A 15389-nucleotide genomic window follows, 5' to 3' on the forward strand; every position below is an offset into this window, starting at 1 on the left:
CGCCATGACGACTCGGTGGGGCATCGCAGGGACCGGTGCCATGGCGGAGGTCTTCGTGGCCGACTTCGAGCACGTGCCGGACGCGGAGGTCGTGGCCATCGGGTCGCGCACCCGGGAGCGGGCCGAGGCGTTCGCGTCGTCGTACGGCATCCCCGGGGCGTTCACCTACGGCGAGCTGCTGCGTGCCGACATCGACGTCCTCTACGTCGCCACCCCGCACCCCCAGCACCACGCCCTGGCGCTCGCCGCCGTCGAGGCCGGCCTGCCCGTGCTGGTGGAGAAGGCCTTCACGGCCACCCTGGCCGGCGCCCACGAGGTCGTGGCCGTCGCCCGGGAGCGCGGCGTCTTCTGCATGGAGGCGATGTGGACGCGCCTCCAGCCCGCGGTGGTCGAGGCCAAGCGCCTCGTCGACTCCGGTGAGATCGGCGAGCTGGTCGCTGTCCAGGCCGACCTGGGCGCGCACCGCACCTACGACCCGGTCTCCCGCCTCTTCGACCCCGTCCTGGGCGGCGGCGCCACCCTCGACCTGGGCGTCTACGTCATCTCCCTCGCCCAGCACTTCCTCGGCACGCCCGACCGGGTGATGGCCTCCGGCACGCTCTACCCCAACGGCACCGACGCCCAGACGACCATGCACCTGGCGTACGACGACGGGCGCGGCGCCTCCCTGGCCTGCGGGCTGACCACCGAGAGCCCGGGACGGGCCGTGATCTGGGGCACCGGCGGCTCCATCGAGCTTCCCCCACGCTTCCACCACCCCACGTCGCTGGTCGTGCGCCGCAACGGCGACGACGCCGAGACCCTCGACCTCGCCCCGCGCGGACGCGGCTACAGCCACGAGATCGACGAGGTCGGACGCTGCCTGGAGGCGGGCCTGACCGAGTCCCCGGTGGTCCCGCTGCAGGACACGCTGGGAGTGCAGTGGGTGATGGAGGAGACCCTGGCCCAGCTCGGGATCACCCCGGTCGAGGGTCTCGTCGACCTCTCCTAGTCGGTGACCCGGCCGCGGAGCGCCTTGGTCTGGCCGCGCTCCTTCTTGGCCTGCAGCCGGCGCTCCTTCGACCCGCGGGTCGGCCGCGTCGCCCGGCGCGGGGGAGGCGGCGGCGCCAGCGCCTCGCGCAGCAGCGCGGCGAGCCTCTCGCGGGCCGCGACCCGGTTGCGGTGCTGCGAGCGGTGCTCGGAGGCGGCGATCACGACCACGCCGTCCGGCCATCGGCGCAGGGCGAGGGCCCGCTGGGTCTCGGTGAGGGTGGAGGCCGAGCGGACGTCGTACTCGAGCTCGACGCGGCTGTCGGAGGTGTTGACCGACTGTCCGCCCGGGCCGGGGGAGCGGGAGAACCGCTCGACGAGCTCAATGTCCGGCACCACGAGGCCCGACGGGAGGCCGGGTCCGGGCGGGACGCGCAGGTCCTTCACCGTCGCTGCTTGCGCCACTCGATGGCCGGGCAGGTGTCCATGACCATCGCGACGCCCGCGGCCGTCGTCCGCTCGAAGGCGGCCTCGTCGACGACCCCGAGCTGGAACCAGACGCCCCGGGCGCCGATGGCGACGGCCTGGTCGGCGAACTCGCCCGCCGCCTCCGAGCGCCGGAAGACGTCCACGACGTCCACCGGGAACGGGATGTCGGCCAGCGTCGCGTAGCCCTGCTCGCCCAGCACCGTCGGCGCGTCAGGGTGGACGGGGACGATCCTCTTGCCGCGCTGCTGGAGCAGGCTGGCGATGGAGTACGCCGTGCGTCCGGGGTTGCCCGAGAGGCCCACCACGGCCCACGTCTCGAGCTCCTCGAGCATCAGGTCGACAGCGGCCGGGTCCTGCCAGTCCGAGATCATGGACCCACGCTAGCGCTGTCGTCCGAGGACCCCAGGGTCTCGAGCACGTTCTCGACCACGACCTCCATGCCGGTCTTGAGGGTGTAGGTGTCGACCGACTCGAGGTCCGGGAACCCTCCTCTGCCCTGGCCCGCGCCCTTCGCGACCTGCCGCGCCTCGAGCTCGAGGAGGTAACGGTCCATCAGGGCGTAGTAGTAGGTCTCGCGCCGCTGGGTGACGAGCACGTACGACGCGTCCACGTCGTACAGCCCTCCTGCCTGCAGACCAGCGCGGATGGTGCGCACGCGTCCCGGCCGGATGGTCGGATCGTCGAAGAAGAGGTTGGAGAGGTGGGAGTCGAGCACCTCCTCGGCGTCGTCGCCCGGCGCGACGTACTGCACGCGGAGCTCCGTCGAGTGGTCGTCGTCGACGTCCGAGCGACGGCACGAGTTGTCGTGCGACCGGCCCGCCGGGCTGTCCGAGGCGGTGTTGACGTCGGGTGCGGCATCGACAGACCTCAGGGCGACCTCCTCCAGCGGGACCCCGGGGAACAGCAGCCCGACCGCCTCGTCGTCGAGGAGCGAGCAGGGGGCGAGGAACGCCGGCCAGTCCGCGTCCTGGACGAACCAGGGATCGGTCGGCGTCCCCAGGTCCGGGTCGCCGACGCGGTCGAGCGCCCGGGTCAGCACCGTCTCGGCGAGCCGCGCGTCCCGCTTGGTGAGGTCGTCGGTGATCCCGGAGTCCCGCTTGCGGGTGAAGGTCAGGAACACGCTGCCCGTCGTGGCGACGAACTCGTTGGTGCCGACGCGCCACAGGATGCGGTCGTCGAGTCCCGGGAGGCGCACGCCGCCGACGGACTTCTTGCCGTCCTTGATCATTGCCCTCAAGGCCTGCTCGGCCTCGAAGAACGGGCTTCCGGGGTCGGAGCGCGGGGGGAGCTTGCCGTCGCCGAACTTCTTGATCGTGTGCCACTGCGCCGCCGCCTGCTCCTCGGTGCGGTACTGGTCGATCTTCAGGGCGGCCTGGGTGCGCGCCGGGTCACCGAAGTCGTAGGCGCACGACGAGTAGACGCGCTGGCCGGAGACCGTGCCCTTCATCTCCGCCATCTCGGCCTCGCCCGGCGACACCGCCCGGCCGATCTCGCTGAAGTCGGCCTCCTCGGTGAGCGGGAACAGGTCGACGGCGTCGGTGGGGGTGAGGAGCCGGCACGGCCAGACGTAGGGGTGCTCGCCGACGGTGACCGGTGCGGCCGTCGTGGCCTCGGCCCCGCCGTCGCCGGACGCGTCCACGCCCGCGCCGCCGGTCGAGGTGCCCGGGGCCGCGCGGTCCTCGGCGGGACCGGCGGCGGAGCACCCCACGAGGGCCGTGACGGCGAGCAGGGCGGTGGCGGTGATCGTCGTACGGCGCATGGCAGGGGAGTGCCCGCAGGACGCGCGGGTCAAACCCGGCGGTTACCTACGGGTACGACTTGTGGCGCAACCGCTGACGCCGGGCGTGTCGTGTGGTTGGCTGTGTCGCGTCACACACAACCACGGAGGGGACTTCCACCACATGCTTCACTCTGCTTCCCGGCGCCTCGGCGCCGCCGTCGCCGCCACCGCGCTCAGCGCGGGCGCCCTCGTCACCATCGCGGCTCCCGCCGCCAACGCCGCCACGGCGGCCTCGACCTACACGTGCACGTTCCCGAGCCTCGGTGCGCGGGACATCCCGGTGTCCATCACCGCGACCCTCCCGACCGCTGCCAACGCGGGCCTCGACGCCCCGGCCATCCCGGTGCTGCTGAGCGTGACCCTGCCGGCCGACGTCGTCAACGCGGCCAAGGGTCTCTTCGGTGCCACGACCATCGGCGGGTTCTCCAACGACATGGTGGCCAGCCTGGACGACCTGTCGTCCTCGGACGCCGCCCAGCTGCCCCTGCAGAACGTCCGGTTCCCGCAGACCGCGGTGCCCGCCGCCCCCAACCAGCCGCTGACCCTCAACACGCCCAACCCGCTGGCCACGCCCGGCGTGGTGCCCGCGTCGACCGTCCCGGTCAACCTCCCCGGTGCCGGCACCTACGACGTCGTGATCCCGTCGGCGTTCAAGTTCACCGCCACCAAGCAGGGCGAGCAGGTCATGCTGGCCGACGTGCCGTGCACCTACAAGCCCGGCTCCCCGTTCAGCCTCGGATCGGTCATCCTGGCCGAGAACGAGTCGACGACCAAGGCGAAGCCGGCCAAGCAGCCCACCAAGTTCGGCAAGAAGACCAAGGTCAAGGTCGTCGTGGACGCCGACAACGAGGTGCCCAGCGGCAAGGTCAAGGTCATGAAGGGCCAGAAGAAGCTCGGCAAGGGCACGCTGAACAGCAAGGGCAAGGTCACCATCACGCTCAAGAAGAAGCTGCCCAAGGGCAAGACCGTCGTGAAGGTGCTCTACATGGGCGACGACTACACCAAGAAGTCGCGCGACAAGAAGGTCGTCCTCAAGGTCAAGTGACCTCGGGCCACCCCGTCTGACCGCCCGGTCGGTGCCTCGCGCACCGGCCGGGCGTCGTCGTTCCGACCCGATTCCGTCCGCTCCGGTTACCGGTTAGTAGGATCGGGCCATGAGCGACTTCTACGCCCTTTCCGAGGAGCACCGGGCCATCCGGGAGGCCGTGCGGGACCTGTGCGAGGCCAAGGTCGCGCCGTACGCCGCCGCGGTGGACGAGGAGGCGCGCTACCCGCGGGAGGCGGCGGAGGCGCTGCTGGCGGCGGACTTCCACGCCCCGCACGTGCCGGAGGAGTACGGCGGCGCCGGCGCGGACGCGCTGGCCACGGTGCTGGTCATCGAGGAGGTCGCGCGGGCGTGCGTCTCCTCGAGCCTGATCCCCGCGGTCAACAAGCTGGGTTCGCTGCCGGTGCAGATCGCGGGCTCGGAGGAGCTGAAGCGCACGTACCTCACCAAGCTGGCTGCGGGGGAGGGCGGGTTCTCCTACTGCCTCTCCGAGCCCGACGCGGGCTCGGACGCGGGCGGGATGAAGACCCGCGCGGTCCGTGACGGGGACGAGTGGGTCCTCGACGGGGTGAAGCGGTGGATCACCAACGCCGGCGAGTCGGAGTTCTACACCGTCATGGCGGTGACCGACCCGGAGAAGAAGACCCGCGGCGGCATCTCGGCGTTCGTGGTGGAGAAGTCGGACGAGGGCGTGTCGTTCGGTGCCCCGGAGAAGAAGCTGGGCATCAAGGGCTCCCCGACCCGCGAGGTCTACCTCGACAAGGTCCGGATCCCCGCGGACCGGATGATCGGCGCGGAGGGCAGCGGGTTCGCGACCGCGATGGCGACCCTGGACCACACCCGCGTCACGATCGCCGCGCAGGCGGTCGGGGTCGCGCAGGGGGCGCTGGACTACGCGCTGGACTACGCCAAGGAGCGCCAGCAGTTCGGGAAGTCGATCGCGGACTTCCAGGGCCTGCAGTTCATGCTCGCCGACATGGGCATGAAGGTGGAGGCCGCCCGGCAGATGACGTACGCCGCGGCGGGTCGCTCGGAGCGGGGGGATGCGGACCTGACGTTCTTCGGTGCCGCGGCCAAGTGCTTCGCCTCGGACGTGGCGATGGAGGTCACCGTCAACGCCGTGCAGGTCCTCGGCGGCTACGGGTTCACCCGCGACTACCCGGTGGAGCGGATGATGCGCGACGCCAAGATCACCCAGATCTACGAGGGCACCAACCAGGTCCAGCGCATCGTGATGGCCCGGCAGCTCCTCGCAGGGGTCCAGTCCAGCCTCTGACGGAGGCGCTCCTCCCCAGATATCCCCAAGGTGCCCTCCCCAGAATCGTGGGCGACGGTCTCGGACTCAGAGGACTGCCGGGGGAGGCTCGATGGCTGACATCGATCGCCGCGACTTCTTCAAGCTTGCGGGCCTGGGTGCCTGCGTGACGGCCGTGGGACTGACGGTCCCCCTGGGTGAGTCGGCCAGCACCGCCGACTGGATCAGCACGTCGCTGAAGCCGGGTCGCTTCTGGCGACGGATGCCCGTCCCGCAGGCGGTGAGCCCGGTGGTCATGACCGACGAGCACGGCGACTACCTGTTCTACGAGGTGACCGAGCGTGCCGGGAAGCTCCAGATCCTCGATCCGGGTGCTCCGGCTACGCCCGTCCTCGGCTATGCCTGGGGCGCAGAGGCGCCCACCGTGCCCGGCCCCCTGATCAAGGTCGACCAGAACACCCGCGTCCGCCTGCGGGTCCACAACGCGCTGCCGACGACGCACCCCACGTTCGGGTACGGAGGTGTCGCGACCTCGGTGCACCTCCACGGCTCGGCCTCGCTGCCGCAGTACGACGGGTTCGCGGACGACCTGACCCTGCCCGGCCACTACAAGGACTACTGGTACCCGAACCACCAGGGACCCAGGACGATCTGGTACCACGACCACAGCGTGCACCGCACGGCGATGAACATCTACAGCGGGCTGCTCGCGCAGTACCACATCCAGAACCCGTGGGAGAAGGAGAACCTCCCCCAGGGCAAGTACGACGTCCCCCTGGTGATCAGCGACGCGATGTTCGCCAGGGACGGGAAGCTCGCCTACATGGACCGGGACCACTCCGGGCTCTGGGGCGACGTCATCACGGTCAACGGTGTCCCGTGGCCCTTCCACGACGTGGAGCGACGGTTCTACCGGTTCCGCATCCTCATGGCGACCCTGTCCAGGTCGATGGCCCTGCGCTTCGTCAACACGCGCACCGGGGGGACGCTGCCGACCTACGTCGTCGCCACCGACGGAGGGGTCACGCCTCCCCAGCAGGTCACCAGCTGGCGTCATTCCAGCGCCGAGCGCTACGAGGTGATGGTCGACTTCTCGAGCTGCCGCATCGGCGACAAGATCGAGCTGCGCAACGCCAGCCCCAACAAGAACCGCGACTTCCTGCACACCGGCAAGGTGATGCAGCTGCGGGTCACGTCGTCGTCGACGGAGTCCCGGTGGAACGCGGTCCCGACCCCGCCGGCCAGCGAGCTGCACCCGGTGATGAGCACACCTGTCACGGCCGCGCGTCGTACGCGGGACATCGACCTCGAGCACGACGACGACACCAACGAGTTCCTCATCAACGGGATGGCCTGGAGGGACGTCCAGGCTGGCGGGTGGAACATCTTCGCCGACGACGGCGGGTCGCCACCCCGGCCGGGGGAGTACGAGATCTGGCGGATCGAGAACGACTCGGGAGGGTGGTTCCACCCCCTCCACTTCCACCTCGTGGACTTCCGGATCCTCAGCCGCAGGGGCGGGTCGGGCCGCGTCGAGGCCTGGGAGAAGGGGCCCAAGGACGTCGTGTACGTCGGCGAGGGGGAGCGGGTGGAGCTCCTGGTGCACTACGGCATGCCGCCGGCGCGCTACCCGGACGGGCGGAGCACCGGGCTCGCCGGCGCCACCGGCCACCTCGGAGGGCGCTTCATGCTCCACTGCCACAACGCCCCGCACGAGGACCACGACATGATGGCCCAGTTCCTGGTGGCGCCCGCGAGCGGCGAGGTCGACCTGTCGCCGTACAGCGTGAACCACCCCGTCCACGGGGCGCCGCCCGTGTGACCGCTCGTGCACGTCGTCGCGTCGCGGTCCTCGCGGTCCTGGCCGGCGTGGTCGTGCTCGTGCGCACCACGCTCGTGGTACCGGTCCGCATCGAGTCGGTGAGCATGCTGCCGACCCTGGCGGCGGAGGACGTCGTGCTCACCACCCGGACCCCGCCCCGGGTGACGGACCTGGACCGGGGGGACCTGGTGGTGTTCCGGAGCCCGGAGGACGGTCGGCGCACCATCAAGCGGGTGGTGGGGGTGCCGCTGGACGTCGTGGTGATCCTGGACGGCCTCCTCCACGTCAACGGTCGTCCGGTGGTCGAGCCGTACGCCGACGCGAGCCTGCTGCCCGGCTACTACAGCAGGACCGTCACCGTGCCCGACGAGCACGTGTTCGTGCTGGGGGACAACCGTGGCAACTCGGTCGACTCCCGCGACTACGGACCGGTGGGGGTCGACGACCTGACGGGTCGTGTCCTGCTGCGCGTGTGGCCGCCGGGGACCAGGACACCACCGGACGGCCCGGATCGCGACGGCCCGGGGTGAACGAGGGCCGCAGCCAGGACGGACGCGGCCGCCACGCCCATGACCAGCGCGGCGACCTCCTGGTCCGCGCCGGGGTCCACCCACGACCACCCGAGCTCACCGAACCAGGTCGCGGCCAGCAGCCGGTCCCCGCCACCGAGCTGCGCCGCGAGCACGGCCAGGCACGAGGCGACCGCGGCCAGTGACCAGGTCGTCCGACTGACGAGGCGCCGGACGGCCGAGCAGTGCCGGACGGCCGTCCACAGGACCAGGCCGCTCGCGGTGGCCGCGGCCAGGATCGGGAGGCTCACCCAGTGCGACCGCAACGACGCCTCGGACAGGGGCGTCCTGTAGACGGCGACGAGCACGAGGCACACGAGCGTGGCCCCGGTGACCGGGGACGGGACGTGAAGCTGGTCGGCGGGGTCCGGCCCCGTCGGGGGTGCTGCAGGCTCGCGCACGGTCCGCCAGAGGACGTGGGGGTCGCCGTGCGCCAGGAGGAGGGGCGCCAGGAGGAGGGCGGCGAGCAGCTGGCCGACCTGCACGCTCACCATGGCCGGGGCGAAGGTCGCGACGCCGGAGCACAGGTCGAGGAGCAGCAGCGCGAGCCCTGCGGCGAACGCGGCCGTCCGGGTCCCGGGCCAGACCAGGCCCCGACGCGCGAGACGCGCGACCCCGACGAGGTAGGCGGCGAGGGCGGCACCCAGGAGGACCAGCACCGCGGCGTCGAGCCGCCATGCCGTCGCGAGGGCCCACCAGCTGAAGGGAGGCACGGGGTGGCCCGGCTCCCCGCCGGTCGTGTGGCCGGCGGGGGCGGAGGTGGACGGGGGAGCGATGTCGGCGAGCGCCACGGCGAGCCCCATCGCCGCGGCCATGACCACGACCTCGCCGGCCGCCAGGCGCGAGAAGGCGAGGGTGCGGCCCTGGAGGGCCGCGACGACCGTGACGGCGCGGTGCCGGTGGCCGAGCACGCCCAGGGCGACGAGGAGCGCGACCTTCGCCGCGACCACGGCGCCGTACCCGGTCGCCCACGAGGCGGGCGCCGTGCCCATCTGCGCCGTCGCGGCCAGCAGTCCCGAGAGTCCCACGGCGCCGAAGCAGCCGAGGGCGACGGTGCTGAAGCGGGGCAGCACGGTCGTGAGGTCCGCGGACGACCTCCGCAGGTGCAGCAGCAACGCAGCCAGGCCACCGGTCCACAGCGAGGCGGCGAGCACGTGCACCACGACCGCGGACGAGGCCATGTCCGGGTCCGTCGTCGTGCTCGCGTGCCCGTCGAGCGCAGCGGGGAGCAGGCCGAGGAGGCTCGCCACGAGCAGGACGCGGCCGGCGGCGAGCGTCCTCGCGCGCGTGGAGGCGACGGCCACCCCGAGCGCGACGAGGGTCGTCACCTCGAGGCCCACCGCACGGCTGGTCCCCGCCAGGGCCTCCAGCTGGGTGAGGCCCAGCTCCGTGAGCGGTGTCCCCAGCGCGTGCGCGGCGGACAGGACGACGAGGGTCGCGGAGGAGAGTGCCCACGACAGGGCCCAGGGCAGGGCCGGGAGGAGCGCCGCCGGGGGGAGGGTCGCACGGCCGCGCGTGCCGTGCCCGGGGGCCTGCCGCAGCACGGCGACGAGGAGCGACCCGACGGTCATCACCGCCGAGACCTGCGCGAGGAGCCGGACGACGCGCAGGCCCCAGCCCGTGGCGGCGCCGGCGTCGGGCAGTCCTGCCGGCGGCGCGGCGGGCAGTCCGTCCCCCACGGCCAGGGCGACGAGGAGCGCGGCCGAAGCCGCCGTACCAGCGGCGAGCGCGACGCGGAGGCACGGTCCTCGACCGATGGCGCCCATGGCTCGGTCCATGAGGGGAGGATGCCCGGCCGGGCTTGGGGAAGTCTGGGGCCACCGCCCATCGCAGAGGGGGGCCCTTTCTCCCCAAATCGTGGGTGTCGCCGGCCCGGTGCCGACCCTAGTCTCGGGGAACGCCTCGGGAGTGAAGGCCCACGATGATCCCGGGGGTGATCATGCTCAAGATCCAGCTGTTCGGACCCACGACCGTCATCACGCCGGTCGGAGCGGTCGGGGGCGACGCGCTGGGTGGCGCGAAGCCGCGCCAGATCCTGGAGATCCTGGCCCTCTCGCTCGGCACGCCGGTCGCCAAGGACCACCTGGCCGAGCTGCTGTGGGACGGTGCTCCTCCCGCGTCCTACCTCGGGACCCTGGAGAGCTACGTGTGCCTGCTGCGCCGCAGGCTCGGGCTCGGGCGGGGCCGGGACTCGGCCATCTCGACGGTCCTGCACGGCTACGTCCTCGATCGCGAGGTCGCCGAGGTCGATCTCTGGGAGTTCCGGAGGGCGGCGCGGGCCGGACTGGGGACCCCGTGCCCGACCGCGTCCTGGACCCACCTCGAGGAGGCCCTGGGCCGGGTGTCGGGGGAGCTGCTGGCGAGCGAGGCGTACGCCGCGTGGGCGGCCCGGGAGCGGGAGCTGTTCCGCACGGAGCTGGTGGCGGCCTGCTGCCGGGCCGCGTCGAACGCGCTCCTCGTCGGTCAGGCCGACAGCGCCATCGCGGCGGCGCGGGCGGCGGTCTCCGCCGACGCGATCGCGGAGGAGGCGTGGCGACTGCTGATGCGCGCCCTGTGGAGTGCCGGGCGACGTGCCGAGGCCCTCCGGGCCTATGCGGAGCTGCGCGAGCACCTGGTGGTCGAGCTCGGGACCGAGCCCTCGGCCGCGACGGTCGGGTTGTTCCTCGAGATCCTCTCGGCGCACGACGCCGCCACCTCCTCCCTGCGCCCGGACCCGCGGGAGGAGGTGCGGCTGCTGCTGGGGTTGCTGCGCGAGGCGGTGGCCGCCGTCCCGGGAGTCCAGGAGCCCGGGAGCGACCACGCGCTCGCGCGCGTGGCCGCCGAGCTGTCGACGGCGAGCTGAGGTCCGTGGTCGCGGAGGCGGGGGCCTCGCGTCGCTCCCGCGGCTCCCGGGTCTCGCGGCTGGTCGCGTCGATGGTGCTGGCCCTCCTCACGATCGGCACGGGACCGGGTGCCCAGGCCCACTCCGAGCTCGTGAGCAGCTCGCCCGCCGCCGGGAGCGTGGTGACCCGGGCCACGGACCGGGTCGTGCTGGTCTTCGCCTCCGACCTGCTGCCGGGCGCGAGCGCCGTGGTCGTCCGCGACCCTCGAGGGCGTGACGTGACGACGAGTGCCGCGGGCAGCAGGGCGGCGGTGGTCGAGGCGACGGTGCGGCTCGGTGTCGGCGGACGCCACGACGTGTCCTACCGCGTGGTCGGCGAGGACGGGCACGTCATCTCGGGAAGTCTCTGGTTCACCGTCGCCGGCGGGGCTGCCCCCGTCGGGGCCGCGGTCGCGGTGCCGCCGGACCCGGAGGTGTCACCCGGGTCGACGCCCGGGTCCGGGTCGATCACGTGGATCGTGCTCGCGAGCCTGGTCTGCGTCGCTCTGGGCGTCCACGTCCTCGGAGCACCCTCCCGGCGTCGGGCACGCGACTCCCGGGGGCGGGTCGACTCCGCCCCGTGACTCAGACGGCAGGCGAGAGCCCGCCGGCGGCCTCGTCGGTCCCGCCGGCGAGCTCCGTGCGCAGCTGCCGGTGGATGCCGGTCATCAGCCGCGACACCTGCGCCTGCGTCACCCCGATCGACGTGCCGATCTCGTCCTGGGTGAGGTCGTGGACGTAGCGCATCTCCAGGATGTGCTGCTCCCGCGCGTCGAGCCGGCGCACCGGCGGGGCCACCACCGCACGGGCCTCGGCCCGGGCGAAGCCCGTGTCGTGGTGCACCAGGGACTCCGCGAGCCGTCGTTCCGGCGCCTGCGAGTCGTCGTCCAGCGAGTCGCCGTTCCAGCCGCCGTGGGCGGCGATCGCCTCCTCGACCCTCGCCGCCGGCACCCCCAGTCGTTCGGCGAGGTCGCTGGGACGCGGCGAGCGCCCGAGCTCCTGGGACAGCTCCTCGGTCAGCCGGGTGATGGTGGCCTGCAGCTCCTGCACGGAGCGCGGAGGGCGGACCAGCCAGCCGTTGTCCCGGAACCAGCGGCGCAGCTCGCCACGGATGCACGGCACCACGTAGCCGAGGAAGTCAGCCGACCGGGCGCCGTCGTACCGCCGGACGGCCTTGACCAGGGCGAGGCACGCGACCTGGCGCAGGTCCTCGGCGTCGACCCCGCGGCGTTCGTAGCGGCGAGCCACCTGGGTGGCGACGACGAGGTTGAGGCGGATGACCTCGTCCTCGATCGCCCGGCGGTCCTCCTCGGGGTCGTCGAGGCGGACCAGGAGCTCGGCGGTCAGCGCCACGCGTCGTGCCCGCGGCACGCCGTGGTGCCCCTGGCGTGGGGAGGTGAGCGTCACGTCGTTCCTTCTGCAGGTCCAGCGTGGCACGAGGCTCGACCACGATCCACCAGCCAACCAGCGGCCCGTGGAACGGACTACCTCCCTTTGGGCATGCGATCCGCTGTCGTGGGTACGGCACCCGCATGACCGTGATGACACGACGACGCCGCCCCGTGCGCGTCACCCTGGCCCACGAGTGCGACCTCGTGACCGTCGGTTTCGCCGGGATGCTCGCGCCCTACGCCCACCGCGTCCAGGTGCTGCCCTCCCCGGGGGGCGTCCCCGCCCGCGACGTCGACCTGACCCTGCACGACACCCTCGCGGGGGTGAAGGACCTGCCGCTGGCGGCGGTCCATCCGATCGCGCACGACGGGCGCCTGGTCGCCTGGACCTGGAACGCCCGCCCCCAGCTCGTCGAGCTCGCGCTGGGTCACGGCGTCAGCGGCGTGCTGTCCAAGGCGCTGCCGGCCGGTCGGCTGGTCGCCGCGCTCGAGTCGATCCACCGCGGCCGTCCGGTCGTCGACCTCGGCAACGACCAGCCCCCGGCGAGCGAGGGGGTGGCCACCGAGGCACTCACGCCCCGGGAGGCCCAGGTGATCGCCATGATCACCCAGGGGCTCGACAACCAGTCGATCGCCGACAGCGCCTCGATCAGCATCAACTCGCTCAAGTCCTACATCCGCTCGGCCTACCGCAAGATGGGGGTCACGTCCCGGTCGCAGGCTGTCCTGTGGGGAGTCCGTCACGGCTACCTCGGCTCGATCGGCCGCGAGCAGGACCCCGAGCTCACCGCCTGAGCGGTGCTGCCCACGGGCAGCCGAACGAGAGAGCGGCCGGTCGGTCCCGGGTCTGCGTGAGCCCCGGAGCCGACCGGCCGCCCCGTTCGTGGCCGCGCCTGGCCGTCAGGGCGGCGGGTACGGCGCGTCGCGCAGCAGCGTCGCGAGGTGCGCCGCACCGGCCGCGGCGGTCGTGATCGTGGAGTGCGTGGTCTCCGGTGTCTCGTCGAGGTCGCGGTAGTCGGTGGACTGCATCGCCTCACCCACCCAGTAGGCGCCGGCCTGCGCCGGAACGCTGAAGCCCACGTCGTTGAGGGCCTGGAGGCACTCGGCGACGACGTGGTGGGCGCCGTCCTCGTTGCCGACCACGGCCACCAGGGCGACCTTGCCGCTCATCGAGGGGCGGCCGTCCTCGTCGGTCTCCGAGAGCTCCGCGTCGAGCCGCTCCATCACCATCTTGGCCACCGACGCGGGCTGTCCCATCCAGATCGGCGTCGAGATCACCACGATGTCCGCCGCGAGCACCTGGTCGCGGATGTGGGGCCACTCGTCTCCGTCACCCTCGTCGGTCGACACCCCGAAGCGCACGTCGTGGTCGGCGACGCGGACCAGGCGGCCCTGCACCCCGTGGGGCTCGAGGGCCCCGAGGACCTGGCGGGCGATCAGCTCGGAGCTGGACGCGGCCGGAGAGGGCTTGAGCGTGCAGACCAGCGCCAGTGCGTTGAGGCCGGGCATCGAGGTCCTCTCGTGGTGGGGCGACGTGCAGGGGCCGTACCCAGCGCGGCGCGACGCATGCGCGGGCGCGTGTCGGGTACGACCGCGTCATGACTGCTCCACCCCTCGAACCCGACACGGGGCGACCGCCCATCACCGCCGGCGAGGACCTGGCCCATCTCCTCGCCGCCCAGCACGCCGAGCTCGGCGAGGCGTGGCACCGGATCCCGGAGCTGCACGCGGGCGCCCGGGAGGACGTCTTCCTCCACGCGCGGCGTCGCCTGGCGGTGCACCTCGCCCTCGAGCAGGTCCTGCTCGCCCCGCACCTCGACCGCGGGGACGCCGAGCGCGACGCGTTGGCCAGGGAGGTGGTCTCCGCCGAGCTCGCGGAGCCCGGGACGCCGGGCTTCGACGCCGCCTGCACCCGCGTGGCGGCCACCGTGCGACGCCACGGCGTGGCGCACGACGCGGTGGTCATGACCGGCACGCTCCCGGAGCGCGAGCAGGGGGTGGTCGTCACCGCCACCGGCCTGTGGGACGGAGTCGGGGACGCCTACCTCGGCAACACGTGGGACGAGATGCGGGCGACCGCGCTCGAGCAGCTGTCGCCGGACCGGGCCTGACAGGTCTCAGCGGTAAGGGGGGCGGCTCCCGTGGTTGCCGTGGCAACCGTGGTGCGCACGCGCGTGGCGCCGGCCCCGGGTCTTGAGGAAGACGACCAGGCCGATCAGCCACACCCACCACGGCACCTCGAGGGCGACGGCGAGGACGAGCGCCGCCACGAGGAACATCAGCAGCGGCGTGCGCCACGACGTCGTACGCCGGGTCGGGGGAGGCGGGGGCGGGGCCACCGGGGTGCGGGGGAGGTCCCAGAAGACGAGGTCCAGGTCGGCGAGGGTGCGCGCCGTCCAGATGGCGTCCAGGCGCTCGGCGTGCTCCTCGGTGTCGATGCGGCCGGCGGCGTAGTGCTCGTTGAGGATCGAGGTGGCGGACTCGCGCTCCCGGTCGCCGATCCGCGCCTCCCGCGGGAGCCGGCGCTGCTCGGCCATCACGGCTCCTCGTCGGGCTCGGGGTCGGCGCCGTCGGCGAGGATGCCGTACAGCGCCCGCCGGGTGTCGACGAGGACGCCGATCGCGGCCTTGCGCTGGGTGTCGGAGCCCTGGGTGACGATCTGCCACACGGCGCTCATCACCTGGCCGATCTCGGACTTGAGGTCGCCCGACGTCCCGGTCGCGGCGCGCTGCCGGGCCCGCTCGAACGGCGCCCAGACGGCGTCGAGCTCCTCGGACCGCTCGCCGACGTAGGACGCTCCCTCGGCGGTCAGCCGCAGGGTCTTGCGTCCGCGCTCGTCGTCGGTCTCCACCAGGCCCTCGTCGGCGAGCTGCTGGATCGTGGGGTAGACCGAGCCGGGGCTGGGCCGCCACGAGCCGTTGCTGCGATCGGCGATCTGCTGGATGACCTGGTAGCCGTTGACGGGCTCACCGCGCTCCGCGGCGTCGGCGAGCGCCGACAGGATGGCCAGGCGGACGTCCCCGCGCCGGGCGCGCGGTCCTCCGGACGGGGGCTGGGCGGTCCCCGCCTGGCCCCAGCCGAGCAGTCCCTGCACCCACGGCGGTGGGCCGCTCGGGCCGCGGGGCGTGCCGCCCCAGCCGTGCTGGTCGAAACGGTGCTCCCAGGGGTTGTTCCGGTGTCCCATGTCCGTGTCCCTCCCGACGTACGGC

Annotated in this window: 17 protein-coding genes; 9 read left to right on the plus strand and 8 right to left on the minus strand. The window is 73.0% G+C overall.

What is annotated here, in order from left to right; all coding sequences use genetic code 11:
- The first annotated feature begins 4 nt into the window (after positions 1-4).
- Complete coding sequence (locus DAI17_RS06775; RefSeq protein WP_107772533.1) at positions 5-991, plus strand: Gfo/Idh/MocA family protein; 987 nt, start codon at positions 5-7, stop codon at positions 989-991.
- On the opposite strand, the gene arfB is transcribed toward DAI17_RS06775, so the two are convergent.
- From arfB to DAI17_RS06790, 3 genes are read right to left on the minus strand one after another with little or no spacing between them, the layout of a single operon-like run.
- Positions 988-1416 carry an alternative ribosome rescue aminoacyl-tRNA hydrolase ArfB gene (gene arfB / locus DAI17_RS06780; RefSeq protein ID WP_107772134.1) on the minus strand — a complete coding sequence of 143 codons (429 nt, stop codon included), beginning with the start codon at positions 1414-1416 and terminating at the stop codon, positions 988-990. The genes DAI17_RS06775 and arfB overlap by 4 nt on opposite strands.
- A complete protein-coding gene (locus tag DAI17_RS06785) occupies positions 1413-1829 on the minus strand; it encodes a CoA-binding protein (protein ID WP_107772135.1) in 417 nt (138 codons plus the stop codon). The genes arfB and DAI17_RS06785 overlap by 4 nt, the downstream gene beginning before the upstream one ends.
- Positions 1826-3217, minus strand: a complete 1392-nt coding sequence (locus DAI17_RS06790; protein ID WP_159081388.1) for a hypothetical protein — start codon at positions 3215-3217, stop codon at positions 1826-1828. The genes DAI17_RS06785 and DAI17_RS06790 overlap by 4 nt, the downstream gene beginning before the upstream one ends.
- Positions 3218-3359: 142 nt before the next feature.
- On the opposite strand from DAI17_RS06790, the gene DAI17_RS06795 reads away from it, so the two are divergent.
- The 4 genes from DAI17_RS06795 (at position 3360) to lepB (ending at position 7890) form a co-directional block, all read left to right on the plus strand.
- On the plus strand, positions 3360-4283 hold the full coding sequence (locus tag DAI17_RS06795; RefSeq protein ID WP_159081389.1) for a DUF6801 domain-containing protein: 924 nt from the start codon (positions 3360-3362) through the stop codon (positions 4281-4283).
- A gap of 109 nt (positions 4284-4392) precedes the next feature.
- Positions 4393-5559 (plus strand): acyl-CoA dehydrogenase family protein, encoded by a 1167-nt coding sequence (locus DAI17_RS06800; protein WP_107772138.1) that lies wholly within the window; start codon positions 4393-4395, stop codon positions 5557-5559.
- A gap of 91 nt (positions 5560-5650) precedes the next feature.
- Complete coding sequence (locus tag DAI17_RS06805; protein ID WP_107772139.1) at positions 5651-7360, plus strand: multicopper oxidase family protein; 1710 nt, start codon at positions 5651-5653, stop codon at positions 7358-7360.
- Positions 7357-7890: a signal peptidase I gene (lepB, locus tag DAI17_RS06810; protein WP_159081390.1), complete on the plus strand. Its 534-nt coding sequence runs from the start codon at positions 7357-7359 to the stop codon at positions 7888-7890. Before DAI17_RS06805 ends, lepB begins: the two co-directional genes overlap by 4 nt.
- Here lepB and DAI17_RS06815 read toward each other — a convergent pair.
- A complete protein-coding gene (locus tag DAI17_RS06815) occupies positions 7782-9707 on the minus strand; it encodes a cytochrome c oxidase assembly protein (protein WP_159081391.1) in 1926 nt (641 codons plus the stop codon). The genes lepB and DAI17_RS06815 overlap by 109 nt on opposite strands.
- A gap of 161 nt (positions 9708-9868) precedes the next feature.
- Here DAI17_RS06815 and DAI17_RS06820 point away from each other — a divergent pair, with 161 nt between their 5' ends.
- Together DAI17_RS06820 and DAI17_RS06825 are read left to right on the plus strand one after the other, a co-directional pair.
- A complete protein-coding gene (locus DAI17_RS06820) occupies positions 9869-10771 on the plus strand; it encodes an AfsR/SARP family transcriptional regulator (protein ID WP_234412411.1) in 903 nt (300 codons plus the stop codon).
- Between the two features lie 5 nt (positions 10772-10776).
- Positions 10777-11373 (plus strand): copper resistance CopC family protein, encoded by a 597-nt coding sequence (locus DAI17_RS06825; RefSeq protein ID WP_107772142.1) that lies wholly within the window; start codon positions 10777-10779, stop codon positions 11371-11373.
- A 1-nt stretch (position 11374) separates the two neighbouring features.
- Here the strand turns inward: DAI17_RS06825 and DAI17_RS06830 are convergent, their stop codons facing one another.
- The gene (locus DAI17_RS06830; RefSeq protein ID WP_234412304.1) at positions 11375-12196 is read right to left on the minus strand and encodes a sigma-70 family RNA polymerase sigma factor; all 822 of its coding nucleotides are present in this window, start codon (positions 12194-12196) and stop codon (positions 11375-11377) included.
- 125 nt (positions 12197-12321) lie between these two features.
- Here DAI17_RS06830 and DAI17_RS06835 point away from each other — a divergent pair, with 125 nt between their 5' ends.
- Positions 12322-12975: a response regulator transcription factor gene (locus tag DAI17_RS06835; RefSeq protein ID WP_199904973.1), complete on the plus strand. Its 654-nt coding sequence runs from the start codon at positions 12322-12324 to the stop codon at positions 12973-12975.
- Between the two features lie 105 nt (positions 12976-13080).
- On the opposite strand, the gene DAI17_RS06840 is transcribed toward DAI17_RS06835, so the two are convergent.
- Positions 13081-13689, minus strand: coding sequence for a flavodoxin family protein (locus DAI17_RS06840; protein WP_107772145.1), 609 nt, complete (start codon positions 13687-13689; stop codon positions 13081-13083).
- Between the two features lie 89 nt (positions 13690-13778).
- Between DAI17_RS06840 and DAI17_RS06845 the strand changes: the two genes are divergently transcribed.
- A complete protein-coding gene (locus DAI17_RS06845; protein WP_107772146.1) occupies positions 13779-14291 on the plus strand; it encodes a hypothetical protein in 513 nt (170 codons plus the stop codon).
- Positions 14292-14297: 6 nt separating this feature from the next.
- On the opposite strand, the gene DAI17_RS06850 is transcribed toward DAI17_RS06845, so the two are convergent.
- On the minus strand, positions 14298-14717 hold the full coding sequence (locus tag DAI17_RS06850; protein WP_107772147.1) for a DUF1707 SHOCT-like domain-containing protein: 420 nt from the start codon (positions 14715-14717) through the stop codon (positions 14298-14300).
- Positions 14717-15364: a PadR family transcriptional regulator gene (locus DAI17_RS06855; RefSeq protein WP_107772148.1), complete on the minus strand. Its 648-nt coding sequence runs from the start codon at positions 15362-15364 to the stop codon at positions 14717-14719. The genes DAI17_RS06850 and DAI17_RS06855 overlap by 1 nt, the downstream gene beginning before the upstream one ends.
- Between the last annotated feature and the right edge of the window lie 25 nt (positions 15365-15389).

The organism is Nocardioides sediminis (assembly GCF_003047295.1).
Lineage (GTDB): Bacteria > Actinomycetota > Actinomycetes > Propionibacteriales > Nocardioidaceae > Nocardioides > Nocardioides sediminis.

Excerpts from the sequence above, each read along its gene's own strand:
- DAI17_RS06775 (WP_107772533.1), top strand. The coding sequence starts at position 5 with ATGACGACTCGGTGGGGCATCGCAGGGACCGGTGCCATGGCGGAGGTC.
- DAI17_RS06785 (WP_107772135.1), bottom strand. The coding sequence starts at position 1,829 with ATGATCTCGGACTGGCAGGACCCGGCCGCTGTCGACCTGATGCTCGAG.
- DAI17_RS06790 (WP_159081388.1), bottom strand. The coding sequence starts at position 3,217 with ATGCGCCGTACGACGATCACCGCCACCGCCCTGCTCGCCGTCACGGCC.
- DAI17_RS06795 (WP_159081389.1), top strand. The coding sequence starts at position 3,360 with ATGCTTCACTCTGCTTCCCGGCGCCTCGGCGCCGCCGTCGCCGCCACC.
- DAI17_RS06800 (WP_107772138.1), top strand. The coding sequence starts at position 4,393 with ATGAGCGACTTCTACGCCCTTTCCGAGGAGCACCGGGCCATCCGGGAG.
- DAI17_RS06805 (WP_107772139.1), top strand. The coding sequence starts at position 5,651 with ATGGCTGACATCGATCGCCGCGACTTCTTCAAGCTTGCGGGCCTGGGT.
- DAI17_RS06815 (WP_159081391.1), bottom strand. The coding sequence starts at position 9,707 with ATGGACCGAGCCATGGGCGCCATCGGTCGAGGACCGTGCCTCCGCGTC.
- DAI17_RS06820 (WP_234412411.1), top strand. The coding sequence starts at position 9,869 with ATGCTCAAGATCCAGCTGTTCGGACCCACGACCGTCATCACGCCGGTC.
- DAI17_RS06835 (WP_199904973.1), top strand. The coding sequence starts at position 12,322 with ATGACCGTGATGACACGACGACGCCGCCCCGTGCGCGTCACCCTGGCC.
- DAI17_RS06840 (WP_107772145.1), bottom strand. The coding sequence starts at position 13,689 with ATGCCCGGCCTCAACGCACTGGCGCTGGTCTGCACGCTCAAGCCCTCT.
- DAI17_RS06845 (WP_107772146.1), top strand. The coding sequence starts at position 13,779 with ATGACTGCTCCACCCCTCGAACCCGACACGGGGCGACCGCCCATCACC.
- DAI17_RS06850 (WP_107772147.1), bottom strand. The coding sequence starts at position 14,717 with ATGGCCGAGCAGCGCCGGCTCCCGCGGGAGGCGCGGATCGGCGACCGG.
- DAI17_RS06855 (WP_107772148.1), bottom strand. The coding sequence starts at position 15,364 with ATGGGACACCGGAACAACCCCTGGGAGCACCGTTTCGACCAGCACGGC.